Annotated in this window: 20 protein-coding genes and 1 riboswitch; of the genes, 1 reads left to right on the top strand and 19 read right to left on the bottom strand. The window is 58.2% G+C overall.

The genetic code is table 11. The features are described 5' to 3' along the window. Positions 1-105: 105 nt before the first annotated feature. The 9 genes from GMET_RS01465 to GMET_RS01425 form a co-directional block, all read right to left on the bottom strand. Positions 106-2,856, bottom strand: a complete 2,751-nt coding sequence (locus tag GMET_RS01465; protein WP_011365648.1) for a hypothetical protein — start codon at positions 2,854-2,856, stop codon at positions 106-108. A 171-nt stretch (positions 2,857-3,027) separates the two neighbouring features. Then, positions 3,028-3,104: riboswitch (cyclic di-GMP riboswitch) on the bottom strand. Positions 3,105-3,197: 93 nt separating this feature from the next. Next, positions 3,198-4,211, bottom strand: a complete 1,014-nt coding sequence (locus GMET_RS01460) for a DUF2169 family type VI secretion system accessory protein (RefSeq protein ID WP_004514002.1) — start codon at positions 4,209-4,211, stop codon at positions 3,198-3,200. 48 nt (positions 4,212-4,259) lie between these two features. Further along, complete coding sequence (locus tag GMET_RS01455) at positions 4,260-6,317, bottom strand: esterase/lipase family protein (RefSeq protein ID WP_004514001.1); 2,058 nt, start codon at positions 6,315-6,317, stop codon at positions 4,260-4,262. After that, the gene (locus GMET_RS01450) at positions 6,318-7,322 is read right to left on the bottom strand and encodes a T6SS immunity protein Tli4 family protein (RefSeq protein WP_004514000.1); all 1,005 of its coding nucleotides are present in this window, start codon (positions 7,320-7,322) and stop codon (positions 6,318-6,320) included. A 33-nt stretch (positions 7,323-7,355) separates the two neighbouring features. Beyond that, positions 7,356-8,069 carry a DUF4150 domain-containing protein gene (locus GMET_RS01445; protein ID WP_004513999.1) on the bottom strand — a complete coding sequence of 238 codons (714 nt, stop codon included), beginning with the start codon at positions 8,067-8,069 and terminating at the stop codon, positions 7,356-7,358. Positions 8,070-8,099: 30 nt separating this feature from the next. After that, positions 8,100-9,236 (bottom strand): 3-oxoacyl-ACP synthase, encoded by a 1,137-nt coding sequence (locus GMET_RS01440; protein ID WP_004513998.1) that lies wholly within the window; start codon positions 9,234-9,236, stop codon positions 8,100-8,102. Position 9,237: 1 nt separating this feature from the next. Beyond that, on the bottom strand, positions 9,238-11,259 hold the full coding sequence (tssI, locus tag GMET_RS01435) for a type VI secretion system tip protein VgrG (protein WP_238379010.1): 2,022 nt from the start codon (positions 11,257-11,259) through the stop codon (positions 9,238-9,240). A 197-nt stretch (positions 11,260-11,456) separates the two neighbouring features. Next, complete coding sequence (locus GMET_RS01430) at positions 11,457-12,335, bottom strand: peptidoglycan-binding protein (protein WP_004513996.1); 879 nt, start codon at positions 12,333-12,335, stop codon at positions 11,457-11,459. Positions 12,336-12,357: 22 nt separating this feature from the next. Next, on the bottom strand, positions 12,358-13,248 hold the full coding sequence (locus GMET_RS01425; RefSeq protein WP_004513995.1) for a nuclear transport factor 2 family protein: 891 nt from the start codon (positions 13,246-13,248) through the stop codon (positions 12,358-12,360). A gap of 372 nt (positions 13,249-13,620) precedes the next feature. Here GMET_RS01425 and GMET_RS01420 point away from each other — a divergent pair, with 372 nt between their 5' ends. Continuing rightward, on the top strand, positions 13,621-14,697 hold the full coding sequence (locus GMET_RS01420) for an IS5-like element ISGme1 family transposase (RefSeq protein WP_011365646.1): 1,077 nt from the start codon (positions 13,621-13,623) through the stop codon (positions 14,695-14,697). 207 nt (positions 14,698-14,904) lie between these two features. On the opposite strand, the gene GMET_RS18120 is transcribed toward GMET_RS01420, so the two are convergent. From GMET_RS18120 to GMET_RS01370, 10 genes are all read right to left on the bottom strand, one after another. Beyond that, on the bottom strand, positions 14,905-15,276 hold the full coding sequence (locus tag GMET_RS18120; protein WP_004513599.1) for a hypothetical protein: 372 nt from the start codon (positions 15,274-15,276) through the stop codon (positions 14,905-14,907). A gap of 136 nt (positions 15,277-15,412) precedes the next feature. After that, positions 15,413-16,201 (bottom strand): hypothetical protein, encoded by a 789-nt coding sequence (locus GMET_RS01410; RefSeq protein WP_004513598.1) that lies wholly within the window; start codon positions 16,199-16,201, stop codon positions 15,413-15,415. A 139-nt stretch (positions 16,202-16,340) separates the two neighbouring features. After that, positions 16,341-16,826, bottom strand: a complete 486-nt coding sequence (locus tag GMET_RS01405; protein WP_004513597.1) for an Hcp family type VI secretion system effector — start codon at positions 16,824-16,826, stop codon at positions 16,341-16,343. Between the two features lie 96 nt (positions 16,827-16,922). Continuing rightward, the gene (tssC, locus tag GMET_RS01400; protein WP_004513596.1) at positions 16,923-18,401 is read right to left on the bottom strand and encodes a type VI secretion system contractile sheath large subunit; all 1,479 of its coding nucleotides are present in this window, start codon (positions 18,399-18,401) and stop codon (positions 16,923-16,925) included. A 12-nt stretch (positions 18,402-18,413) separates the two neighbouring features. After that, entirely contained in the window at positions 18,414-18,902 is a 489-nt protein-coding gene (gene tssB / locus GMET_RS01395; protein WP_004513595.1) for a type VI secretion system contractile sheath small subunit, read from the bottom strand. Between the two features lie 84 nt (positions 18,903-18,986). Continuing rightward, complete coding sequence (locus tag GMET_RS01390; RefSeq protein ID WP_004513594.1) at positions 18,987-19,307, bottom strand: hypothetical protein; 321 nt, start codon at positions 19,305-19,307, stop codon at positions 18,987-18,989. A 5-nt stretch (positions 19,308-19,312) separates the two neighbouring features. Further along, the gene (locus GMET_RS01385) at positions 19,313-19,957 is read right to left on the bottom strand and encodes a hypothetical protein (RefSeq protein WP_004513593.1); all 645 of its coding nucleotides are present in this window, start codon (positions 19,955-19,957) and stop codon (positions 19,313-19,315) included. 21 nt (positions 19,958-19,978) lie between these two features. After that, a complete protein-coding gene (tssA, locus tag GMET_RS01380) occupies positions 19,979-22,351 on the bottom strand; it encodes a type VI secretion system protein TssA (protein WP_004513592.1) in 2,373 nt (790 codons plus the stop codon). Between the two features lie 41 nt (positions 22,352-22,392). Next, positions 22,393-25,857, bottom strand: coding sequence for a type VI secretion protein IcmF/TssM N-terminal domain-containing protein (locus tag GMET_RS01375; protein WP_004513591.1), 3,465 nt, complete (start codon positions 25,855-25,857; stop codon positions 22,393-22,395). Between the two features lies 1 nt (position 25,858). Next, positions 25,859-26,539, bottom strand: a complete 681-nt coding sequence (locus GMET_RS01370) for a DotU family type IV/VI secretion system protein (protein WP_004513590.1) — start codon at positions 26,537-26,539, stop codon at positions 25,859-25,861. Positions 26,540-26,811 lie beyond the last annotated feature (272 nt).

The raw sequence follows: 26,811 nt of genomic DNA, 5'->3' as shown, positions 1-26,811 counted from the left end.
CGGCATGAGGACGCCCCGGCGTGTCGCTTATCCGTCATGCCAGCGAAAGAAAAAAGCCACCCCGTCGGGGGTGGCTTTTTTCATCTACGTCACTACTGGTACAGATTAATCATCATCGTGGTCATACCCGGGACGGTAAATCACGTTACGAGTGACCGTGCTCTTGTTGCCTGCCGCATCCGTGGCAATGACGGTAATGGCATACAGCTTGGGAGTGGTGAAAACGAGACGCTGCATGAATACGCCATCATCAACTACAGGGATGTAGGTCTTGCCGTCCATGATAATCTTGACGGCCACTTTCTCGTTGTCGACAACCGTCCCCTTGAGGACCAGGTACGGATACTTGGTGGTAATGTCCTGATTGGGGAAGGTAACCGCAAGTGCGAGGTTATTGCTCACGCCGCTGTAGGTTACCGTCCTCTTGGCGGTTGTGATGTTGCCGGCCAGGTCGGTGGCGCTGATGCTGATGGTGTTCACACCTTTCACCAGATAAACGGTGGCGGTATACGAGTTGCCGCTGATGGCAGCGGTTTGCGGGGCGCTGCCGTTGACGCTGACGCTGACGGTGGAGGTTTCGCTGATGGTGCCGTTCAAGGTAATGAACGACTGGGTGGTGGTGCTGTTGTCGGCCGGCGCGGAGACCGTCAGAACCGGCGCGGCCGGGTCATAGGTTATGGTGCGGATATCGGTCTTCTGGGTGCCGGCATTGTCGGTGGCGACGACCGTTACGGTGTTGGCGCCGGACTGGAGTGACAGTGCATAGCTGAAGGAACCATCCGGATTGACGGTAACGGTCTGCCCGTTGACGGTTACGGACTTGATGCCGGCGGCATCAATGGCGACGCCGCTGATGTTCAAGGTTCCCTTGTTGGTGTACGAACCGTTGGCCAGGGCGGATATGGTCAGGGTGAGGTCCGCAGGGGCGACGGTAACCGTCACGCTGGCGCTCTTGGAGAGGGAGACGTTGCCTGCTGCATCCTTGGCCCAGGCGTAGAAGGTGTTATTGCCGGCCACGGCGGTCACGCTCGTGGGGGCAGTGGCGCTCCAGCCGGTGGCGGATGCCGCCGGTGCCGTGGCGCTGGTGGTGATCAGGTAACCGGTGACGCCGACGTTGTCGGTGGCGGTAAAGGAGCTGACCGCAACGGTGAGGCTCGTAGAAGTGGCCGGAAGGGTAAAGGCGCTCACCACCGGGGCGGTGGTGTCAGGGAGCGTTACCGTCACGCTGGCGCTCTTGGCGAGGGAGACGTTCCCTGCTGCGTCCTTGGCCCAGGCGTAGAAGGTGTTATTGCCGGCTACGGCGGTCACGCTCGTGGGGGCGGTGGCCGTCCACCCGGTGGCGCTTGCTGCGGGCGCGGTGGCGCTCTTGGTGATCAGGTAGCCGGTGACGCCGACGTTGTCGGTGGCGGTGAAGGAGCTGACCGCAACGGTGAGGCTCGTAGAAGTGGCCGGAAGGGTAAAGGCGCTCACCACCGGGGCGGTAGCATCAGGAAGGGTGACCGTCACGCTGGCGCTCTTGGCGAGGGAGACGTTCCCTGCTGCGTCCTTGGCCCAGGCGTAAAAGGTGTTGCTGCCGGCCACGGCGGTCACGCTCGTGGGGGCGGTGGCCGTCCACCCGGTGGCGCTTGCTGCGGGCGCGGTGGCGCTCTTGGTGATCAGGTAGCCGGTGACGCCCACGTTGTCGGTGGCGGTGAAGGAGCTGACCGCAACGGTGAGGCTCGTGGAGGTCGCAGGCAGGGTGAAGGCGCTCACGACCGGGACGGTGGCGTCAGGGAGCGTGACCGTGACGCTGGCGCTCTTGGCGAGCGAGACGTTGCCCGCTGCGTCCTTGGCCCAGGCGTAAAAGGTGTTGCTGCCGGCCACGGCGGTCACGCTCGTGGGGGCGGTGGCCGTCCACCCGGTGGCGCTTGCTGCGGGCGCGGTGGCGCTCTTGGTGATCAGGTAGCCGGTGACGCCCACGTTGTCGGTGGCGGTGAAGGAGCTGACCGCAACGGTAAGGCTCGTGGCGGTGGCCGGAAGCGTGAAGGCGCTCACGACCGGGACGACGGTGTCAGGAAGGGTGACCGTCACGCTGGCGCTCTTGGCGAGGGAGACGTTCCCTGCTGCGTCCTTAGCCCAGGCGTAGAAGGTGTTGCTGCCGGCAACAGCGGTGACGCTCGTGGGGGCGGTGGCGCTCCACCCGGTGGCGCTTGCTGCGGGCGCGGTGGCGCTCGTGGTGATCAGGTAGCCGGTGACGCCCACGTTGTCGGTGGCGGTGAAGGAGCTGACCGCAACGGTGAGGCTCGTAGAAGTGGCCGGAAGGGTAAAGGCGCTCACGACCGGGACGGTGGTGTCGACCGGAGCCACAACGGTGAACGAATTGGTATTCACCGACACCTCGCCATGGGCGCTCGCGGTCGGATTGGTAGAATCATAACTGTTGCCGAACCAGGCAGCTTTCCAGGTGTACGTTCCCGGGACAGTCGGCGCCGGCGCACTCAGGGTCGCAGGGAACGTTGTCGAGTGCCCCATGCCGCTATCGTTGCCGCTCGATATGGCCACCTGCTGATTGTTCTGGTCATACAGGATGGCCCTGACCCAGCCGCTCTGGCTGCCGCCGCTGATGGTTACCGATACGGACTCTCCGGGGGCATAGGACGTTTTGTTGGTGGCGCCTTTCAGCGACACGGGGCCGTGGTGGTGGCATCCATTGCAGGTAGCGGCCACCGGTGCCGCATGGCAGCCGGCACAATTGGTCGTGAAGTACGCGGGATAGGCCAGCGCCTCCGTCCCCTTCAGCTGAAACGCTGTCAGAGCGCCTGCTCCCAGAGCCGCGACAAAAAGGAACTGCGCTGACGTCTTACTGACAATCTTCATTTTGACTCCTTTCATCCCCTGATCTCAAAAAATGTTCTCGTTCTGCTTTCGCTCAATCGATCGGTACTGGGAATTTTTCTTTTCTGGCGCATGATCTCCTTTTATCCCGGTTGTGGTTCCGACCCAGGATTTTGGACACAAAAAAGCCGGGGCCGCATATCTGTGAGATATTTCGGCAACCCGGCTGTCTCGAAGAGACCCTGTAGGCTTTCCGCCCCATCCTCGCGGATGGTTGAGTATTATCGTCTATCCAATTGAATTTGTCTTAAATCAATTGGTCACAAGCTAGCAATTTAATATCAGCGCCGTCAAGAAAAAAATCCACAATGGTTACTAATGGGTTACAGGCCACCATAACCGACACGGACACCGTACACGTCATGGATTTTTCCGTGAACGTTCTGATGGCCGCGCCAGACGAGGACAAGCCGTTCCTCATCCGGCTCGACGATAACCGTGCCCAGCCGCATCTCCAGTTCCAGGACCGCCGCTCTGATCTGCACCGAGACGCTCGGCGTTCCTCCAGGCAGCTGAAACTGAAGCCTTCCGGCCCGGGAAGCGTTTTCCACAAGCACCTGCTCCGTGCCCGCAAGATGCCGGGCCGTTGTCAGACCGGGCGCAGCGGCCAAATAGAAGCGCGGGTCCAGGTCGTCAGGCGGCAGAGGGCTTACATACTTTCGCCACTGGTCGTCATAGGTGCCGGCATAACCAGCCCGCGGGAACCAATGGGGCGGGATCGGTCCGAACCCCACCGGTTTGGGACGATCCGTTGGCTTTTTGATGAGATGGGCCGGGTCCTCCAGATTAGGCAGCCGCAAGCCGTCGATCTCCAGCTTCGTCTTTCGTGCCAGAAGGCCCGTCCCCACCGGATTCTCCAAGCAGAACTCGTGCTCCTTCGGCTCGGGCCAGCTTGTGTCCGACCCTCCAAAGGCCCGCTCCCAGACGAGGGGAATCTTCTCGAACGGCGCCGGTTTTGACATCGAGACCATTCCCAGGCACTTCATCCAGATCCGCTCACCGAAGACCCGCACAGTCTTTCGCAATGGCCCCACCCCGAAGGTGACGTCCACAGAGCCAACTCCGACCTTAGGCGCCCAGGCGTAACCGAGAAGGATGCAGTCGGTGCCCGGCTTTTCCAGAATCAGGTCCGTATCGTAGATGAGGCTCGATGCCGCGGGATCGCCGAGGTAGCGTGGCTCAAGTTGAATGGGCACCTGCTCGCCAGCTATCGAGAGTGCCCCATTCCTCCCGATGCGCCAGGTTCCCTTGACGACGACGAGGAGGGTTTCAGCGCCGTTGCGGTCGGTAAGGATGTTGTGGGAGGCGATGAGGGGGGTGGAATTGAGAAGGTCCATACGAACACCAATTATCGGTTATTACTTCCACTACCTCGTGAACGCGGATTAGTGGAGGCCAAGCGCTTTCCGGCCCAACTCTCGCACCATGTTTTCAATGGCGGTAACGGTTATGTGGGTGGCGCTTCGTGTCTTGTAGATTGGTTCATGTCCACGGTCAAACCACCCTTCATCGAAGTCGGGCGGGATTTGGGGCTTTGTGCGGGGGGCCTTCTTTTCGACAAATTTCCCCTCATTGCCATCCACGTCACCGATGGCAAACGTCCTGTTGGCTCCAAGTTTGAGTGCTTTCGCCGATGACTCGGGGACGGTTCCGTCGCCGGCACCATCCGGGGTTTCCAGGGTAATGAGGAATGCAACCTCCGCCGGAGAACCGTTTTCCTTGAACACCAGGAGATCGGATTCATCGACTTTGTCGCGGTAACCGCCGCGATCGATGAACCGCTTATCATCACGAACCACCAAACCGATAGCGGTAGTGGCAGCCTTCTTGGCGGCATTGATGCCGATGGCTTTCGGCATGCCGGAGGCTATCCGGGGCAATGCGTTGGGAAGGCCCTTCGCCGCTTCGGCCATGGCGCCCGGCACCTGTTTTGCCGCGCCGGCAAGTCCCTTCGCGGCGGTCACCAGTTTGCTCGGGTGCAGTACGTACTCTGTCAAGGATCCACCGGCAAACGGCTTTGCCAGCGTTGTTTTGGCGGCGCCGGCCACAGGCTTGGTCAGTTCTCCCCTGGCCGCATCGACCGCCGCACCGACGCCCTTGCCGAGCAGATCTCCCTTAACCATGTCGATGATTCGTTTTCCCTTGCTTCTCAGGGTATCCCGCATCCGGGTGAATACCACCCGATCAGGGCTGGCTATTCCGGTGGAGTAAAACTGGTAGGTGTTGGGATGGACCTTGCCGCCAAGGGCGTCGTGGAAGGATTCGGCCTCTGTTAGATATTCACCATAATTAATCCAGGAAGTCTTACTGCGGTATTTTTTGTTTGATTTGACTTTCTCTCCAGGATTTAGCCACTCCGGATTGACAAGACGCCAATAGACATCTTTCGCTCGGTAAATTTCCTTGTATGGGTCCGACTTCGGGAGATTCCGACGCTTTCCCGATTCGTCTCTGAGCACCAGCCACTGGGCACAGCCGTGATTATCTCGATAACGCTTGTTGGGCAGCAACTGCAAGCCTCCGGGCATATTGCCGAGTAGTGCCGTCACTTCCCGCCCATCCGTGCCGAGCACCCATGCGGTTATATTGCCCTTGCCGAAACTGATTCCAGGGGCGAACTCAACTCCCTTGGTAACCAGGGTGTTCCATTTGTGAGCTGCAGCGCGCTTGGGCGTTTTCAACCAGTGCATCGGATCGGTTTCGGGAATCGTGTGGGGCCGCTCGAAGCCCCCCTTCATCCGCCAATAGCCGGCCGGTGAACCGTTGGCCGGCTGCACGCCGTGAATGACACCGAGAACCTTATTGTCGGCGCCGCTTAGTTTGCAGGCGGCCCGAGCTACAAGGCCCCCCATGGAGTGGGTGACGAGGATTACTTTTTCACACTGACGCCCCATGCCGCGATATTTGGTTATCACGGCATCGATGTAGCCGGCGAGCCTTTCACCGGCCAGCCGGTTGGAAGCAGTCCAGTTGTAGCCAAAAGCATGAACCGGAAATTCGGCAAAAAGGTTTACGGTCCGGTCCCACTGGCGCGTCTGCAGTTCCTTGATGATCGTCCCGTAACTGCTCCACAACACCCCTCCCCAACCGCGGTCGGCCCGATGGGTGTCGTACTGGTGTGCAAAATACTTTTTGTTATGTCTGCCATCGTCATTGATTACTCTCAGATATTCAGGAGAGAATTCCTTTCCAACAAGCATGGCCTTTTTTGTTTGAGCCGTGGCAGCCTTGAATATTCCATATTTCCAAAGCATCCAACCAGGTCTGTCAGGGTCCCATATCCTTTTGTTGAAACGATTTTTTAGCCTGCTCCCCATGATGCCAGGGATGAAAATAATAGGAATGACCTTGCGATCAAAAGCAATGCGCTGCCGTGCATCAGTTTTCAGCTCTGAAATCGGTCGCACTAACTCCTCATGATTGACCTTAAGGGTTGTTGACATTTACTTACCTTTGTAAAGCGATTTCATGGAGCCAAGAATCGCATCCCAAACTTTCAACTTCTCTTCAACCCTCCCATCGGGACTTTCCATCTCGATTTGAATCAGAGGGTATTCCCCGGAGTCTTGTTTTCCGGCATATTCCCATCCGAAATGTAACTCCGATTCTCCGCCGTCAGTCAACCTCACGACAAGCTCTTCCCCTTCAAGTCCAGCCACATTTTTCTTACGGGCACGAATTTTTTTTACATCCACCGTCGGTGCAAAGTTTGTTGATATTGCAGCAGCAAGTCGCTCAACAGGGCCTGACTCTTCGACATTATTGGTTTCAGTCATTTCTATTTCTAGCATCAAATCCAAAGGATGCCCTTCAAATCGAACATAGCTGGATTCCTGTTCGAGGTAGGGAAGTGTTATGTTTCCATAAGCAGTATGAAAAGAATCGACTTTATCTTGTTTCATTGGCTCGTAGTTTCTGGCAATTTCGAGCAAGTCATCAAACATTGGTTCCTCGTATTCAATTAGTCCTTTGATTATAAATATTGCGCCAACTTGGCCATAATCTGCCATTATCATCCAGAAACCGTCTTTGCTACTCATGTCATTCCCGTAATACAAGACTCCTTTGGACCACTTGCCTACCGACAGACTTTCCTTGGTTTCAACAATGATTTTCTTTATTCCACGCGGGGGTCTATTGCTGTTTATTTCCGCAATTCTCCTTGCCCAGGCTTCCTTGCGCGCCTCTTCCCTGTCTACGTTCTTCGGCCAGAGAAACTCCTCGATTTCCGCGTACCGGAACTCATGGGTTCGCCCCGCCTCTTTCATTTCTGTCGGCACATCAATGGAGAACCGTCCGATGTTATAGGTATTCATCCCCTTTTGTGCTCCTTTCCCGGGTTCTTTGTGATCTGATCCGTTTCCAGCGCTCCCTTTGCACGCGGTAAAGGAAACGGTTAGTATAGTTGCAGTTATGACAAGCAGTGCTCTTCTGAATACAGTTTTCATGGATCCCTCTTGGTTCAAACAATTGTGTCCGAATCAGCTCGTCTTGTGATTCCTGAACGCAGCCCCTTTGGATGATTGTTTTTCACTGACTGACCTTTCCGTGAGTTTCTCTTTGAGGTCATTGCGGTCAAATTCAAGGGCGTACCCACCCTGCGGGACGTATTCCTGGATTCCAGTGTAGGGTTCGCTCTTAGCTACAGTGATCGTTTTGGGGCCGTTCAATGAGTATTTGAGATCGACGAGCGGCTGGGTCGTCCGGCCCGTGACCACATCGGGGTGTTCAAACACCAAGGCGACCGACAAGAGATGGCCTTGCGCCTGCTTGCCCCGTGCCCTCGCATTTCCCTGCTGCAGTGGCGCGGGTGGGGTGTTTCCCGCAGCCGAGAGGTTGCTCACCATGGGGTCAAGCCGTCGGCAGACCGGCTTCCCATCGGCAAAGACATCACTGGAATAGTTGACAAACTTGGCCTTCCCTTTGGTAATCCCGGAGGAAACACCGCCGACCTTCCCCGGTTCGTCGCCGGTACTTTTGGAGAAAACCGACCCCTTGAGCATGATGGGGTTGCTGTCCATGGCAACGCTGGTACTCCCCTGGCTGGTATCGGCGGAAACCGCGATATTGGTGTAGGGAATCGGCACTACCGAAGGCCCCATGGGGGTAAGGCAGACATCGGGGCCAGTGGTGAGCACGCCCCCGCTGTCTTTGTGGACGACGGTCTGACCATTGACGATTACGGTTGCCGACATGCTTCTTTCTCCTTGTGCCGGACGTGGATATTAACCGGCAAGTTGAGCACGGAGCTGTTCAATAAAGCCCTTCCGTTCTTCGTGGTCACCGTGCTCCAGGCAGATGACCCGTCTGGCGCCCGATTCATCGGAGGTGCTGAGGGCAAGGGTCCCCCGAAACCCTGGATGGAAGGCGAAACGCCCCAAGGCGTCGGCAAGGAGAAGCGCTCCCGTGGCCTTGCCGCAATCCCCGGCGATGAAAGCGGGATGCCGCAGTTCCGGCTCCCGATCACCATCGATAAAAATCCGCCCCTCGGTGTAGGCCCAGTCAAGGGCACGGTGCCGGTCACCGTTAAGGTCGGCGATGACCGTTACGACACCTTTTCCTCCATCCCCGTGAGGAGAAATCGCTTCAAGGAATGCGTCGGTGAGTCCCCGCCCGGTAGAGGGAATGGGACCGTGCCACAGATTGGGCTCCGTCCCCCGTCCCCATGACGAAAGAATGGCCAGAACCGGCGCATTGCGCCGCCGCGCGGCGGCTTCCCGTTCAAGTAGAACAGCTCCCGCCGCTTCTCCGGCAATGATCCCTTCGGGAGTCAATGAGTCTTTCAACACATCCTCATCACAAACTGACATGAGCCAGGAAGTAGCGCAGAGGGAATCGACACATCCGACCAGAATACGCTCAGCATTTCCCGCCAAAAGCTCACCTCCGGCCTGGATGATCCGTTCAAAAAGCGAGCAGCGGCCAAGCTCGATCGGCTTCTGGCCATGCTCAAGGGAGAGGCCGGGGAATGCCTCCTGCAAGAGAGAAGGGAAAAGATGCTGCTCATAATCGATAAAATTATCAATCCGGCAGACAAGTCGTTTTTGCTCGGCGATTGAAAGCCCGGCCATGCACTCTTTCAATGCAGGATGAAATAGAGCCTCGGCTCGCTCGGCGCCGTCCAGTTCAGGAGAGATGATTTCTTCCGGGATGCGACTGATAGTTGCCCCACGAAGTACGGCACCGTACGGATCGTCGGCCACGAGCACCGTTTCGTGCTCGCACCAGGAGCTTTTCCTGAAACGCAATGCGAGGGCTGTGCTCCATTGGGAGCAGCCAAGGGAGGTTACAGTTCCAATGCCGGTTATGACGACACGATCCGTAACCGTTTTGTCTGGTTGGTTGCGGGACTGGGACGCCATTTCAATTCACCGAAGTCCTGGCACCCTTTATAACGATTTCACCGCTGGCTTTCTCGGTTATGGTCGCTCCCGTAACGACAATCTCGCCGCTGGATTTCAGGGAGATGGTAGAGCTGCCCGTCTTGAAGATGATCTCGTCATCGGCTTCCAGAACTATCGCCTTGGCCTTCACGGTGGTGTTCTGGCTGACCGTTGCCGAGAGGTTCTGCCCCACGGTGAGCGAGCGGTTCCCGGCCACCTTCTCGGTCATGTGAGCGCCGACCAGCACCGCCTTGGTCACCCCCACTTCCTCGGCCTTGGCGCCGATGACGGTCTCGTTCATGACCCCACCGACGCTGACCTGATAAAGTCCGCCGATGGTCAGCTCCTTGGCAAGCCCAACCGTTTCCGCAGAGTTGAGCCCCACCGTCTCGGTCTTGTTTGAGCCGACGGAAATACTCTTATTGGCACCGATGATTTCGGTGTGGTTGGCTCCCACCTGCACCATCTGGTCAACTCCGACGGTCTTCAGCCGGTTGTTTGCCACATGTAGAGCCTCGTCGTGTTCAACATTCTGGGTCTTGTCGTTCTTAACCAGGATGTTCCAGTCCTTCTCACTCTGAAGGTAGATCTCCTCGCTACCCTTTTTGTCTTCGAAGCGAAGTTCGTGGTAGTTGTCGCGGCCGCCGTTGGGATAGCTGCGGGTACGGATGCCGCTTTGGGTTTTGTTGGCGGGGAGGGAAAAGAGTGCGGGAGATTCGGCGTTGTTGACGCTGCCGACGATAATGGGACGATCCGGATCTCCATCGATAAAGTCGACCAGTACCTCGTCTCCAATCCGGGGGATGTTAATCATGCCCCAACCGTTTCCACTCCAAGTCTGCCCTATGCGGAGCCAGCAGGAACTCTTCTCGTCACGGCGGCCTTCCCTGTCCCAATGGAACTGAACCTTTATCCGACCATACTCATCGGCGTAGATCTCTTCGCCCTTGGGACCAACCACGATAGCGGTCTGAATCCCTTTTACTATGGGCTTTTGTCGAGTGGCAGTGGGGCGGAACGGGGTTGTTGCCGGAATGACAGTAAAACTGTTGCCGTACGAGAAAGGCCCTTGGGACATCTCCTCGAGCGACTGGGGTTGAGTGCCCGAATGAGAAACGTCCACAATGAGATATTCAATGTTCAGGCTCGCTGAATCGTGGCCAATGAGAGCAAAGTTGTACCCTGGCGTCAGTCGACAGGACGAACTCTGGCCATGACCCTGCTTCTGCATTGTCTTGAGTCCTTCCCTGTGGGCTCTGGCAAGTGCGCTACCCCTCTCTTGCGTAACATGGAGAGCGGGATACTCATAAATTTCCCGTTTTGACTCCTGCGAGTCGGATGCTTTCGCGGTCATGTCAACTGAAGGATTCTTGAAATTAAAGTTCCGATGAACGAATACCTCTGATGTCATCCTTTGGGACGAGGTAAAGCCATAGATGCTTTCTGTCTCAGCAACCATGCCGCCGTTTGAGTTGAAGGTAATCGAAGGATTACCGTTGATTGGAACGTGGACAACACTGCTGTCACTTATAACAAGAACATGCTTATCGGAATAATGCTCGAAAAAGTAAAACATCCCTTCTTCTTCGAGAAGTCGAGTTACAAAATCGAGATCCGTCTCCCTGTATTGAACGCAAAATTTCCGCAACCGCTCCTTGTTTTGGAGGGCAAAGCGGTATCTGTCCGAGGTGATACCACTTTCCTCCAGAAGCTGTTTGACGATGTCCTGGGTCATAGTGTTCTGGAAAATTCTGGAGTTTTTGCGCAGGGAGAGCTGAAAAACAGCCGGAACGATCTCGGCTTCATAGAGGCAATAATTGTTGCTACTTGAGCCAATACGCTCAAGTCGTCTGACAATCCCGTGAAAGTAGCGATCCTCTCCTCCGGCAAGCAAGTCTTTGTTGATAATTGTCAGCAGGGCTTCGCTACCGATTATGTCGTCGAAGGATTCAATTCCGTATGGAGTGGCAAAGGCAACGCTTACCGAGTATGGCAAGGACATCCACTCGTTAGCGGTAAAACTCACGACTGACATATCGGCTGCAGAACCGGAAACCTCGAACAGAAATGTCGCACTTGAAGAATTGTTGAATAAGTTGAGTATGTCCACCAGTGAGCGCCTCCGATTGATTATGAAAACGCCAGAACAAGCACTGAACGTCTAAATGAAGTGAATATTTGTCAATATGTGACATGATTTCAGAAAAACAACAGATAGGCAGCTGCTTTGGGGCCGACAATACCATTGTCGGGGAGCCCTTGTTTGCGTTGAAAGTCCTGAAGAGCTGTTTCTGTTTTCTTCCCGAAAACTCCGTCGGATTTGAGGTTGTAGCCACGGGACTTTAAGGCTTTCTGCAGTTGAACTACTTTTGGCCCCCTGTCGCCCTTCTGCAACCAATCAAACATCGAACGATGGCGTGAAGAAGAGCTTGTGCTTGCTGGCCTTGTTGTCTCGGGGATTTTGGCCTCTGGCAGGCGTTTTGAAATCGGTCCTAACAAGCCGGCATTGTGCCATTCGAGGAGCTTTTCTTTGCTGACTTCGAAGTGCATGGAGTCTTCTGTCGGAAATGTTCCACCCCAGTACCATTTGTACTTATTGAAAATCGGAGCTATTACATTCAACGCATGCTGACTTTTATTATCACCTCGACCATCAAGCAAACCATCAATCTTAAGGTCTATTGCTGTGCCCCATGAGTGGTTGCTTATAGGCCTATTCGGACAACCAATTGGTTTTTTTGCCGTCGGCCTTTGGTAGCGTACAACAAGCATTCCTTCTTGGCTCAATCTGTCATAAATGTCTTTGTGTTGTTTACTAATATCAGCCATTACAGTTTTTAGGCTTTCAACCGCAAGACCAAGTCCATTGACCTTGAATGGCCCGACGTCAACGCCTCTCACCATTAATTTTTCTAATTGAGGGTTGTTTAGCGGCCCATCTTTCTCTCCGTACATCCCATCAATTCTTGGTTTACCGAGTATACTAAATAAAATTTGATTTCTTGCGCTGGTTAGATTTAAGTTGACATTAGAAAGAGGGCCTTCAAGCTTGGAATACTTGGATTTTTCTCTATACATGATTATTCTCCCAAGCCTTCTGCTATTTTTGTAACAATCGCATGTAACTCTGATCTGCTAAACTCCTAGCTTCTAGGTTGGGATTTGATTGCCCCTTTATGTCAACCTCGTAATTAATGTCTTCGAATTTTTTAAGCCCTTTAATCAACAATACTTCTTTGACTTTTTTTGCATCAAGCGCTAGGTCTCCCTTGTATTTATCCAATTTCAATATAACTGCAAACGGTTTCCCGTTTGCCAATCTCCACTCCAACACTCTATTTGTGACAGTAGAAATAATTTGAGCCGGTAAATCCAAAACAAAATTTTTATTATCTGAAACCTGGACATACTCACAACAGGCGCTATAGTTAATCTCTATTTTGTATTTATAAGGACCATTACATATAATTGGCATGTCTTGACCCTCTTCAATGTCGCTAAATTTATTCTTACAATCTTTATTAAACCTAGTGAACGCACTTGAAAATTTAGTATCTACTATTGAAAACAGCATCTCTTCCCGAACTATTTTTAGCTTTTCGTCCTCCAATGACAAATCAAGCACTTTATAGCCTTTGTCTTTATAAGTGCCTGATTCCCACGTCTGCTCAAACTTTACCAATGCTGTCGTTCCGGAAATCGTGATTTCCGGGGAATTTGCTGCAACCAACATTTTTTTCTTGAACATCGTTTTTCTATCTTTAAGCCAGGAATCATGGTCAAACTTGCGCATACTTTTCCCTGATCGCTTAATGCCTACAAAACTCTCTGAATAGAGAGCGGCATAGTCAGGATATGAACCTTTGTTCTGAGCGGCCAGCCAGTCGTTCAGGAATATTTTCACGTCCGATTCGCTGATGTCAGCGCCAAAAGACGTTGTTGCCAAAAATAAAACACTGATAACCGTTATTAGATTGCCTATAAATCTCATGTGACCCCCAGAGTATCGCGTATTCCGGCTATTACTCATACAGGTTAAACTCTTGGACCACCCTACCCGTCTCCAAGCATTGAATTGATCGATTTATTTAAACCAAAGGGTTCTGACCTTGTCTTATTTCTTGTCTCATGCCTGGCAATGCCCCTAACTACTCCGACTTTTAACGCTAATTCTTTCTATTTTCTCGACGAAAGGTAATATTGGGGTCACAGACTTACACATTTGACAGTCTTATGTAATTGTCAAATGTGTAGGTCTGACCCTTTAACAGGTTGTTGAAAAACTAAACCTTTTTGATTCAATAAGTTAGCGAACTGTGCTATATTTTTACGCGTAACAATCTGAATTTACAGGAGAAAAGTTATGCGCGGCGCCGAGACAAAAACCGAAGCTCTGTTCTGTTATCTCTCCCCTGAGTCGTACGTCCCGAAGGACCACCCCTTGCGGTCGATCAGGGCGATGGTGGATAAGGCCCTTGCAGAGCTCAGCCCGCAATTCGAGGCCATGTACTCCCACACCGGCCGGCCCTCGATTCCTCCTGAGCAGTTGCTTAAAGCACTTCTGCTTCAGGCGCTGTACACCATCAGGAGTAACCGTCTGCTGGTGGAGCAGATCAGCTACAGCATCCTGTTCCGCTGGTTTGTGGGATTGGCCCTGGACGAGAAGGTCTGGGACCACTCCTCGTTTTCCACCAACCTGGAGCGGTTGATCGATACCGACGTGGCACGGCTGCTCTTGGCAAAAGTAGTTGAGCAGGCCCGAAGGGCAAAGCTGTTGTCCGACGAGCACTTCAGCGTTGACGGCACCCTCATCGAGGCGTGGGCTTCTATCAAGAGCTTTCGGCCCAAGGATGGACCAAAGCCTCCAGTGGGTCGTAACACGGAGCGTGATTTCCACGGCGAAAAGCTCAAAAACGACACCCATGCCTCCACCACCGATCCGGATGCGCGGATTGCCAGGAGAAGCTCGGGCAAAGAGGCGAAGCTCAGTTACCACGGGCACGCTCTCATGGAGAACCGCAACGGGATCATCGTCGATGCCAGAATCACCCACGCAACCGGTACCGCTGAGCGGGATACCGCAGTCGAGATGATCGCAGACGTCGCCGGTAACAAGCGGATCACCATGGGCGGCGACAAGGGCTACGACACCAAAGAGTGCGTCAAAGATCTGCGAGCACTCAAGGTAACCCCTCACATTGCTCAGAACACCGCTAACCGCCGCTCAGCCATCGATGGCAGGACTACCCGCCACGAAGGCTACAAAACCAGCCTGAGGATTCGCAAGCGGATCGAAGAGGCCTTCGGCTGGCTCAAGACTGTCGGCAATCTCCGCAAGACCCGGCATCGGGGAATAGCGAAAGTCGACTGGTACTTCACCATGGCCATTGCGGCATACAATCTGGTCCGGCTGCGCAATCTCGGGACGAAAACGGCATAATCAGGGGAATAATGCGACTCTTGGTGGCAAAGCCCGCCCGAAAAGGCCAAATCAAGGTAAAAAGCAAAGTTTCAAAGAACGAATAGGGCGAGATCAATGCAACTATCGGCCTAAAATGATCTCCTTGAAGGGGATTGCCCTGGAAATGAAGGAGTTTTTCAACGGCCTGTTAAGGCTTCATGAGCAATGGATGCAAACCTGATTGAATCAGCAGGTCGACAGGTAAATGAGCAACTTGTTCGCCCCCTTTACCCGAGCAAAGAAGCCTTCCAGAAGCGGCGATTTTACAAAGGGGTCCGCGCCATAGAGTCGCTCTCCGACGGGTCCATGATCGCGCAGAATTTCACTCATCGCCGGGGACCCGGCGGCCATATTCTCCGGAGGGTCCGAACGCTGATTCTCGGACTTGCTGATTATCGCCTCGACATCCTGAGATGAAAACTGCACGACTGCCATGAGTTCCCAGTCCGCTGGTCCCATCGCCCCGGAGCCTTCTCTCTCGACAATCCTCCACCAAGCGGCTTTCGGCGGGAACGGAAGAGCTATCAATTTCGATAGCCCGGCAACATCAGTCCTCATGGCAGCACTCCTCCTGGGCACTTGGCCCTCAGTGCAGCTGACGCAGGCAAGCCCGGCGATCAACACCGCCAAGGCCACACAACAATGTACAAATCCTCTAACACTCATGCAGTTTCCTCTACGGTGTCACAGTCTGTTACGAATGCGCCGATTGTCCGCAGGCTTTCTCTCTCGTGAAGTCCGTGCTTCGACGTTTTGGACTGATACCTTGGGGGGAACCGAGCCCGACCCACTCAACCCTGCGGTTGATCGTCGAGGTATTCATATACTGGTGTGCCAGGCCGGTGACCTCAAAGATTCCATTCGCCGAGTCCGGGATTCCGCTCGCTATGTCTGCGGCGCCGGGATTGAAATTGTAGCGGTCTTCGGCATGGAGGGTCATCTGCATGACGAAGGAATGCACGCCATTTGCGATTTCCACATCCACATCCGCACTTAGCCAGATGACGTGGGCTCCTATGGCTTTTTGCCAGTTTTCTGTCTTGGGATAAGGAAATGACGGATAGCGGATGCTTCCGACAGGGATTGCACTGCCGCTCATCTGAAAAAGCACAGGACTTTGTCCCTTAAAGTACTCGCCATAGAGAAGTTCGGCTCCCTGCCGTGCATCCAGAACAGCACTTGAAAGGATCACCGCACCGCTCGGATCACTCGAGACGAAACGCTCATACGAAAACAGATGATCTTTTCCATTCCCTCGCAAGAAATGTCGGTACGCGGCGAGGGCGTCGGGAAGGTTGTTGTGGGGCACGAACGGGACACCCTGAATCGCCTCAACACCCTCCAGCCGGGAAATCCAGCGGGCATACTCCTCATAATCCTTTGCCGTCGGCTTCCGCCGAGCGAAAGAATCAAGAAATCCGTTATCGTGTCGAATGTTTTTCGGCCGAGTTGGTGGTCCGATCGCGTACTGTGCGACTGGCATGTTCCTTCCTTTCAAGGATTATCAGTCTAAAGTAGGATTCGCTCAATTCAGACAAGAGCAACAAGAGACTCATATGATTAAGGAGCTGTGGAATCCCTCCCTCCCCGCCAGCGGGGAGGGAGGAACATCGGACAACTAACTACTTGGGCACGCTCCAGGAATCCTCGGCTTCGATGCCGTTGGGCTCCCAGGTCCACTTGATCTTGCGGTAGGTGAAGGCCACTTCTTCCATGTGGCGGTAGGGATTGTTCTCCTCCAGGAGTGTTACCGGCATGTAGGGCTTCATGCTGACCACGATGGCGTCTTCGAGCTTGATGGTGTAGTAGTGCTCCTCGGTCCCCTGCTTGGTGATGCGGTAGAACTTGAGGGTGACGTCCTTTAGGTGCTCACCAGTGCAGAGGGCCTGGTACATCTTGGGGGAGCTGGCGTCGAACTCCTTTACGATGCTCAGGGGGCCGTGAACCCGCTTGCCGGTGGGAAGCCCCGAGTGGGGATCCTTCGGCATGTGGATGTCGTGATTCATGGAGTAGACGAGGATGGTTTTTTCACGTCCCTGCAGTTCACAGGAACCGTCAATCTTCCCCTGTTTTTCACCGGTGAGGGTGAGGTGTGCGGGCATTGCCATTGATTACTTCCTCCTTGTGGTGTGGGATACGCGGCCAGGGATGGGCCGTATTGCAAACACATAAACCGTGAATTCATCGCTCACGACTGTACGAGCTTATTCTTTATCCAGCTTTCCAACCAAAGAGAGGGTAAAATAAGCCCCCATGTACTTGAAGTGGGGGGTAACCTTAAGGCCGACCCGGTACCAGCCGGGCTCGCCGGGGACTTCCTCTACGGTGACCTGGGCCTGGCGCAGGGGCCTTCTGCTCCGCACGCCGGGCATGGGGTTGTCCATCTCGGAGACATACTGGCGGATCCAGAGGTTCAGCTCGTTTTCCAGGTCGCCCCGCTCCTTCCAGGTGCCGATGTGCTCCCGCTGGATGACTTTCAGGTAGTGGGCGAGGCGGCTCACGATGAACATGTAGGGGAGCTGGAGCCCCAGCTTGTAGTTGAGCTCGGCCTCTTTCCCCTCCTTGCTGGTGCCGAAGTATTTCGGCTTCTGCACGGAGTTGGCGGAGAAGAAGGCGGCGTTGTCGCTCCCCTTTCTCATGGTGAGGGCGATGAACCCTTCCTCGGCCAGTTCGAATTCGCGCCGCTCGCTGACGAGCACTTCCGTGGGAATCTTGGTCTGGATGGCCCCCATGGCCTCGTACTGGTGGAGGGGTAGATCATGCACCGCGCCGCCTCCCTGGGGGCCGATGATGTTGGCGCACCAGCGGAAGTTGGCGAAGCTCTCGGTAAGCCGCGTGGCAAAGGAGAAGGCGGCGTTCCCCCAGCAGTAGCGGTCGTGGCCGGCGGAGACGCTCTCCTCGTAGTTGAAGCTCTTCACCGGCTTGGTGGCCTCGCCGTAGGGGAGCCGCAGGAGGAACCGGGGCAGGGCCAGCCCCACGTAGCGGGCGTCCTCGCTCTCCCGGAACGACTGCCACTTGGCGTACTGGGGGCCTTCGAGGATCGACTTGATGTCTTTGAGGTTCGGCAGCGCCGTGTAGTCGTCGCAGCCGAAGAACTGGGGGGAAGCGGCGGCGATGAAGGGGGCGTGGGCCATGCCGGACACGGCGGCCAGGCTCTGGAGAAGCTTGATGTCCTGGGGGCCGGGGCCGAAGTCGTAGTTGCCGATAATGGCGCCGTAGGGTTTGCCGCCGAACTGGCCGTACTCGGCGGAATAGACGGTCTTGTAGAGCCCCGACTTGGCCACCTCGGGAGCATCCTCGAAGTCGTCCAGGAGCTCATCCTTGGTGGCGTTCATGATCTCGATCCGGTTGTTCTCCCGGAAGTCGGTCCGGTCCACCAGGAAGTGGAGGGAACGCCAGGAGGATTCCAGCTTCTGGAACTGGGTATTGTGGAGGATCTCGTCCATCTGCCGGGAAAGCTTCTTGTCGATCTCGGCGATCATGTCGTCGAGGACCGCCTTGGAGACCTTCGGGGTCTCGGTCCCCGGCTCCAGAAGTTGGGTGATAAGGGCCTCGACCCCCTTCTTGGTGATGGAGTAGGCCTCGTCGGCGGGCTGGAGCTTCGTGGCCTGGACAATCTCCTCCAGAAGCGATCCTTCTATCCGGCTCTCGACTGCTGCGGTGTTTTGCTGTTCTACGCTCATGGTTGCTCCTCCTTACCCTTCCTCGATGCCGATTTCAGCCAGAAGCTTGGCCCGGGCCGCGTCGTCGGTGATCAGTTCCTGGATCTTCCTCCGGAAGTCGGGAACGTTGGAAAGCGGCCCCTTGAGGGCCCGCAGGGCCTCCCGCAGCTCCAGGAGCCGCTTCATCTCGGGGACCTGCTCCACCACCGCCTCGGGGCCGAAGTCCTTGAGTGACTCAACCTTCAGGTTCACCGGCAGCTCGTCCCCGGCCTCGCCGGCGAGCCGGTTGGGGACGGCGATGTTCAGGGAGATCCCCTGGGCCTTCATGACGTCGTTGAAGGTCTCCTTGTCGATGGCGACGGGGTCCCGCTTCTCGACGGGGCGTTCGTCGGGGGTGCCGGTAAAGTCCCCCATAACGAGCATTTTCAGCGGCAGCTCAACCTCTTCGGCAGCGCCGTCCGAGGCCGGACGGTAGACGATATTGACCCGTTCCTTCGGTGCTACGGATGCTTCTTTCGACATGTCCTTCTCCTTTCGTACGATCGTAACGGTGACTGTTTCTCCCTCCGTGGAGGACGCAATCAGCGTAAGGGTTATGAAAATCCATCAAAGACCTTGAGCAACCCTGGCAGCTTCAGTCTTCCAGTTGGTTGCACCCATGAGCATGCACACCCAGTAGGAAGTCCCCTTCTCTTTGACTCTCCGTGCCATCTTGCGTAATTCACGCTGAACATCTTTGGGGTTGAGGTAAACGCCCGGACGAGGAACGAAGTCCATGGCTTGCGAACAGCTTTTAACTTCCGAAATCATCTTTGGTAGTACGGCAACAAGCTCTTCGTTCATTTCCCAACTGGCAGTCTCATGCTTTCCCCAGAAGCCTTCCACAATAACCCTCAGATCATGTTTTTCTGTATCGGCCAATGCCATGAACGTCATTTCTCCTTTGCGGAAATAGTGGACAAGACTTCGATGAACTTCTTGTCTTCACAATTGCTCTCCAGACGCATAAGGAAATTTCGGGAATGCGCATTAGCAACTAACGCCACATTTCGGTAAGGGCCTGGACCTTCCGTTATCTGGTAGATCGTGACCGGACCCTTGCGGTACACAGCCAGCCGTGGATTTGTGGAGAAGAATCCCCGTTTCATCGACAGCATTAGTCGCCAGCTCTTGCGATCATCCTTTCCGGAAGGCTCTGGATCTTTAGGCGTTTTGGTAAAGAGAACGTTGGCTGCCTCAATTACCGACAGTCCGCGTTTGGGAAGTTTGAGGGCACTGAATGTTTCTCTGCTGAGCAGCAAAGGCTCCCCGCTCTTGAACCTGAAGACGCTCAGGTTGTCTCCTATCCCCACAGAAGCCACATCGGATGGCACCCGAAATGAGCCCCCCCCGAACAGAACCGTAATGCTTTCATCCGACGATGGCGCTTCCGGCCAGGGGGTCTCGACCGCAACAGTCTCACAACCGGGACCTTTGCATATCGGAATACTCCCCTCAGCTTTACGGAAAGCATCGCAAGGCCCGGCAAGAAATGGCAAAAGAATGATAGTTAACCCTACCAGCCAGATACATTTCACTTGTTATCCTCCACGATGTTCTTACCCCTTGGCCAGCCGCACCATCTCCACCGGGTCGAGGCGGGCGATGCGGTGGAGGGCCTCGGCGGCCTTCTCCTTGAAGCGGGGTTCGGCCTGGGAATCGAAGCCGATCCAGGCGAGCTTCAGCCCCCGCAGGGCCAGGGCCGGGTCGTACTCTTCGAGGCCGAAGGCCCCAATGTCGGCCACGACCTGCTCCAGGTGGGGGAGCGCCAACTTCGCCCGGTTGGTGTTCACGAGGAGCTGGGCCAGGGCGAGGCGCCAGTGGAGTTTTTCCTTGCGGGAGGCACCGTTGCCCAGGTGCCCCTGGAACCGCTCCACCGCCTCCAGGAGCTTGCCGCTCCGGATGAGGGCCTGGGCCTCATCAACCTCTTGGGCGATGGCCTCGGCCCGGCCTTCGGTATCGGCTTCGGCGGGGCATTGGGCGGCGGATGACTCCCGCTGCATGACCCCCGCGAGCCACTGGCGGGTCTCCCCATCGGCGAAGGGAGTGCCGTCGGCAAAGGAGAGCCCCTCAAGGCCCGGAAGCCGCCCCGCAAGGGCCGCCGTCTCGGCGCAGACCGCCTCGCGGGCAGAGGAGAAACGGTCGCCAAGGCGGGAAAGGGCTTCGGCGGTAAATCGGTTCAGGTCAAGCCAGAAGATGAACTGGGGAAGCCGCGCTTCGGCGGCCTTGAGGAGCGCTTCGCCGTCGCCGTGGCTGGCCAGCTCCTGGAGGAGAGTCAACACCTGGCGCTCGGGAGGGGGGATGCGGGTGCGGCCGTTCACAGCCGGCGGAAGCTCCGTAACTTGACCCCAGGCGGCGAGCCGTGAAAGACGGTAAGGTACCGGACTTGAGGGGTCCTGCTGGAGCAGGGCTCCGGCAGCCTCCCCCACTTGCCGCAACCCCGCTTCGAGGGCCTGAAGGGGTGAGCCTGGGATGCTTGTCTGCCGGGGGACCTCCACGGGGCGGACAGCGACCTGGCTCGGGGGGGTAAAGAGATCGGCCGGCGCCTCGGCCTGAACCGGCGGTGGGGCCGCGGCTTCGGCAACCGCCTCCACGTTCACTTCCGGCGCCATATCCACTACCAGCTCCCGCAATTTGGTGAGGGACGGGGCATTCTCCAGGCGCTCGCGCAGGAAGCGGTCGATGGCGCCGAGGGTCTCCAGCACGATGACGTGCTGTTCCCCCGGCAGGGTCTGCTCCCCCTGCTGGCGCAGGGCGATCTCGGTCCGGTCCAGCCACCACTCCACGCTCCGCTGACGTCCCCGCATCCGGGTGGGGTAGAGGTCGTTCCAGAACCGCTCCAGGAGATCGCGCCAGACCTTGAGCCCCAGGGCCAGGCCGTCGCCGCCGCGGGTCTGGACGAGCCCCACGGCCAGGTAGCTGGCCACCAGGAGGTCCTTGGAGCGGGTGGCCAGGATGTCGGCTGATAGCCGCACCACCTTCTCCCAGTCGATGTTGCCGGCGATGGCCGGGGAGGTTAGTTTGTCCACCTCGGCCTGGAGAGTGTCGAAGAGGGGATCGTAGCGGACGTCGTCACCCACCGGCTGGTCGGGGCGAACAGGCTCTTTTCCCAGGGTTGCTATATCCATGGCGTACTCCGTTCCGATGCTGTTGGGCCACCCCGCGGCATCCGAGGCGGACCAGAGGTGGAGAAAATCCCCCGGAGCCAGGGCCCGCCGGTAGGAGGCGAGAAAGGAGCGCTCCAGGGTTCCCCCCATGAAGAGGGCATTGGGGACTCCCTTCGCCGCCCCCTTGGCCAGCAGGTGCCAGAGGCTCACCAGGGTGATCTTGTCGTTGACCGGCCCACGGTCGAGCCGCACCGAGAACTCGTCCCGCCCGGCCCGTTCGGCGGCTACCTTTTCCAGCCGGGGAATGTCCAGGAACGAGGCGTAGGGGTCCAGGGGGGAGCCGAGGCGATTCAGCCCCCCGCGGCGTTCGGCCAGCTCGTCCCACTCGGCGGCAGGGGGACGCAGCCCCTGGAGCCCCTCTTCCAACTTCCTGAGGTCGCCGAAGGTATGGGTGGCCAGGAATTCGATCTGGCACCAACTCTTCTCCGCGGCAAAGGGGAGGAGGTCCCATTGCCCCTCCCACCCCTCCAGGGGACCGCTCCCCATGATAAGGAGGGGATAGGGGCGGCCGAGGCTGTCGCTGGAGACCCGCACCACTCCCAGGACCAGTGGGTCCCGGCCATAGCCCCGGGCCCAGAAGCGCCAGGAGCAGAACGCGGGCGGGGCGTCGCTTCGCTCCGCCAGGAGCCGGTAGCCGCTCTCCACCCATTTCGTGAGGCCCTCCACGAAGGGGGAAGCATGGCCGAGGCGGAAGTAATCGGCCGCCGCCGGGTGCTTGCCGAAGGCTGACCAGTTCCAGCCGGTTGTCATGTCAGTGCCGAGCATCAGTCGCACTCCTTCTCATCCGTGAGATTGGGGGGCTGCCGTTACCAGCACCGGGCGATGACCCGGGGGGCCGTGGCGCCGGCCATGGCGCTCCCCTGTTTGACCACCTGCCCTCCCCCCATGATCTGGTAGTTGACGCGGATATGCTTGATCCCCATCCGCTCAAGGGCCTCCTTCTCGCCGGGGAACTCCCGGGCCGGGAAAGTGCGCGAACCGCCGGCAAACTCCCGGAGGAAGTCGGGGAAGGCCTGGGGACCGCCGTAACGTTTGGTGAGAACCTGGTCACCCACCTCGATCTGAAAGATGACGTCGCCGCAGGTTTCGGGGGACCAGTAGAAGGTCTTCCCTACGGGGAAGTTCTGGTTCACGAGGGTCTGGGGGGTGCCAGCGCACTGGAGCTCCAGCCGGGTGGCGTGGGGCCTGATCCGGGCATCGGCGTTGGCGTCGGTGGGAAGCCCCTTGACGGCCACGGTGTAGTTGGGCTGGCGCCCCCCAGCCGAGGCCTGAATCTGGGCACCCTTGGAGAGGAAGGCGAAGAGGGCCCCCTCGATGGGGAGTGCCACCCCGAGGGCCTGCCGGGGCGCGTAGCCGGCGGCGGTCCCCCGGATGAAGGGAGCTGCGGGCCCCTTGACGAAGCGCCAGGCAAGGCCGTCGGGGCCAAGGAGCAGGGGGCCCGCCTGCTGGGGGGGCATCCCGAGGGTGGCGGCGATCACCTGCTCCTCCCAGAGGGTCTGGAGCTGGCAGCCGGCCTCATGCCGGACGTAGGTCCAGAGGTAGTCGAGGGGGCCGGTCACGAGCCGCCAGAAGGCTTCGTCGGCTCCGGCGCCGGCAACTCCGGCCCGAAGGCGGCCGGCTGCGCCCCAGGCGGCCATAAAGGGGGTCTTGCCGGTGGCCGGGTCGTCGCCGAAGGTCTGAGTGGCCAATTGGAAGGCCTGCTGCCGCGACGATGCCGCCGGCGCGATGGCCGCCAGGGCCGTCTGGTACTCCTGCCAGGCCTTCGGGGCCGCCAGGGGCGTTTCGATCCCCTTGGCCACGGCGGCATCGGGATGAATCCTCTCGCCGAGGGAGTTGATGAGACGCTTGCCGCTCTCGGCGGCCTTCCCCACGGCGCCCGGAACCGCACCCCCCGCCCGGGCCACCTGAAAGGCATAGAGCTGGACCACAAAGGGAGGTACCCCCTCCTTGCCCACGAGGGTATCGAGCTCGGCGGACATCCGGTTGATGAAGGCGAAATAGGGCCCCTGGTCTGTGGCCATTCTGGCGGCCGTCTGCTGCCAGTCGCGGACAGTGCGGAGCCGCTCCTTTCCCGTGGGGAACGCCGCGGCAAGCCGTTGCCACGCCGCCAGGCAACTCCCCCGGTACCAGGAGCCAAGGCCGCCCTTGCCCGCCGCCACGAGGCGCGGGTCGCCGAGGGCCGTCTCCAGCTCGGCCACGAGGCTGTCCATCTCCCCCTTCCCCTTGCGGGTAAAGGAGGGGGGAACCGCTGCCTCTCCCGGGAGCGGCGCGCCCCCTCCCCAGAATTCGGCCATGGTCACCGACGGAAGCCCCGACTGCCGGTCGATCCACGGGGCAAGCCAGGAAAGGCTTCCCCCCTTGAGGCCTATGATCTGGCGGAGCCACCCCTGAAGCTGGGCCGTCTCCTTGGCAAGATCGGGGGAATCTGCCCGCCAGGCCAGGTAGTGGAGGTAGAGGGTGCCGAACCGCTTGCGGGCATCAGCACCGGCGGCGGTTTCGCCGGCCAGGAAGGAGACCGAAGCCGGCTGGGGCATGGCGCTCAGTTCCGGCAGCTTTTTACCGTTCATGCCGGCGTTGAGGATATTGATCCGCCGGGTCAGATGGATGGCGTACTGGGCGAAGAGCTCGTCGGGGGTGCCAGCGGAAAGGCCCGCGACACCGGTGGCCAGCTGCCGGTCGTAGGGGGTCAGGAAACCGTCCCGGAACTGGCGGCAGAACCTCTCCTTGAGGGTCCGCTCCACCTTGACGCTCTCCGTGAGGCCAAAACGGGGAATCCACCAGGAGCGGTTCCGCTCCTCCACCTTCAGGATTCCCTGGCGGAAGGCGTCGAGCACTAGGAGATCGCTGGTGGGGTTGCCGGCCAGCCGCGGAGTCCGCTCGAACTGATGGGAGACCTGGCGGATGGTGGTCATGTTCTTCACGAAGGAAAAGGAAAGGAGACCACAGAGGGCCACGCCCAGGAGCATCCAGGAGACGAGCCCCAGGTTCCCGGTGAGGGCCCGCCACTCCACGGCACGGCGGGTCGGCGCCAGGAGCGCCCGGTCGGCGGGGAGAATCCTGGCGAAAAAGTCGTGGAGAAAGAGACCCTTGCTGGTGCCGGGGAGCGCCGCCATTTCCCCCGAGAGGCCCAAGGCCTCGGAGAAGCGGGAATGGGGATTCCCCTCCTGGCGGCCGCTGGAGAAGAAGAGCCCCCGCATGACCGGGGTCTCCTGGTAGGGGTTTTCCCGGAAGGCCCCCTCCATGAAGGCGGCGAGGGCATCCCGCAGGACCGCGAACTCCTCGGGAAAGAGGACGAGCCCCGGATCCGCTTCCCGGGCCTCGGGCTGGTGGAGAAGCAGCAGCCGGAGGGTCCGGAGCCGTTCCACCACGGCGGCAACCGCCTTGTCGGTGAAGGTGACCACGTCCGTGGCCAGTTCCTGGTTCACCATCCCCATGGGCTGCCGGAGGGCCTTTTCCGGCAGAAGCCCGGCAAAGCGGTTCATCCCCTCAACCAGATCGCACTTGGTGACGAGGACATAGATCGGGAACCGCACCCCCAGGGCCCGCATCAACTCGTCGATGCGGCTCCGCATGGTGCGCCCCTCCTCCGCGTTCTCCTCGCGCCCCGCCGCCAGGAGCCGGTCTGCCGCCACGGTGACGATGAGGCCGTTCAGGGGCTCTTTCTTCCGGTACTTGACGAGGAGCGACAGGAACTTCTGCCACTCGTCCCGGTCCTTCTCGCTGTCGATGGGAACCGCGTAGCGACCGGCCGTGTCGATGACGATGGATTCCTCGAAGAACCACCAGTCGCAGTTGCGGGTGCCGGAAACGCCGGAGGCCCGGCAGACGTCGATGAAAGGGGATGACAGGCGGGCGCTGTTGAGGGAGGTGGTCTTCCCGGAGCCGCTCTCGCCGATCACCAGGTACCAGGGGAGGACGTAAAGGGGGTTTCCCTGCTTCTTGAGATGGGAATTCTTCAGGGTGCCGATGGCATCCTTCCACTGCTCCTGGAGCTGGGTAAGGTGCTCCCGCTCCTTGCCGGAAAGGGCCTTCAGGAGCCCCTTGTCCCGGGCGATCACCTCCTGGACGAAATTCTGCTCCCGCTTGCGCAGCCACATGGCCCGCAGCAGCACAATGCCGACCCCGATCCCCGCCAGAAGGAGGAGGATGCAGAGGGCCACCCACCAGGGCCAGTCGAGGGCGAGCACAATACCAAAAACGAGAAGGACGACCACTGCCGCCCCTCCCGCCACGAGAAACCACTTGAGAAAGGTCACGAGCTTCGTTTTCATCTCAGTACGGCACCGTCCTTAAAAAATTCTCCCCCACCCCCGAAAGGGTGAAGCGGTAGACGAAGAAGAGAATGACAAAGAACACCGCCGGACCGGCGAGGCAGACGGCGGCAAGGGGGGAGAAACCGACCCGGCGCCGGGCCGGAGCCATGGCGGGCGCTCCCGCCGGATAGGCCTCCGGGAAGAGCTCGGTCCGCTCCAGGGACGGAAGCCCCACGGAGCTCCCCACGAGGAGCTTCAGCTGGGCGGTCTTCACCTGCTCCAGCTGATACTCGTCCCCCGGCTTGCAGAACCTGCCGGTGAAGCCGAGGGCGAGACAGAGGTAGTAGACCTCCCGCACCTCACGCTGGTGGAGCCCCAGGGCGTTCAGCCTGGTGAAGAACTCCTCACCCGCCTCGGTGGTGTTGTAGTGGAGGCGCTGGAGCTGCTCCCGGAGCCAGAGGCTCTTCTCGCTCCAGGCCGACGAGAGGACCGCCTCGTCGATCCAGGCGCAGACGGCGAAGCGGGCCAGCTCGAAGTCGTCGCGGGAGAACCCCTCCCGCCTGACGCACGACTCCCCCGAGGCCAGGAGGAGGTCGATTTCGCGGCGGACCTCCTGGTAGGAGGGCTGGCGCACCGCGGCCGTGCGGAGGAAGTGGGTGACATAGGCCACCAGTTCCGTGAAACAGTCAGTCAGATGCATGAAATAACCCTCATGGGAAAAACGGAGCAATCCGTCCCGACGCGATTGCCAGGACGCCGGACAGCACGGAGTCGGGTCGGCACGCCGTAAACGCCACGCCGCGCTCTGTCAGCACTGTTTTCCACGCTTTAGTTGTGATGTGTTGCAGGATGGGGGAGAATATGTCCTGGGGCGATTCAAAAGGGAATCGAAGGGGGTCCGCCTGTCTTGCGGAATCAGGTATCGTCGCCTCCTGCGTTTTGCGCCGCAAGAGTAAATGGTGCTACATTAAA

This window comes from Geobacter metallireducens GS-15 (genome assembly GCF_000012925.1).
Classification (GTDB): Bacteria; Desulfobacterota; Desulfuromonadia; order Geobacterales; family Geobacteraceae; genus Geobacter; species Geobacter metallireducens.
Note: the sequence above shows the minus strand (reverse complement) of the source record. Positions and strands in the feature narration are given on the sequence as shown.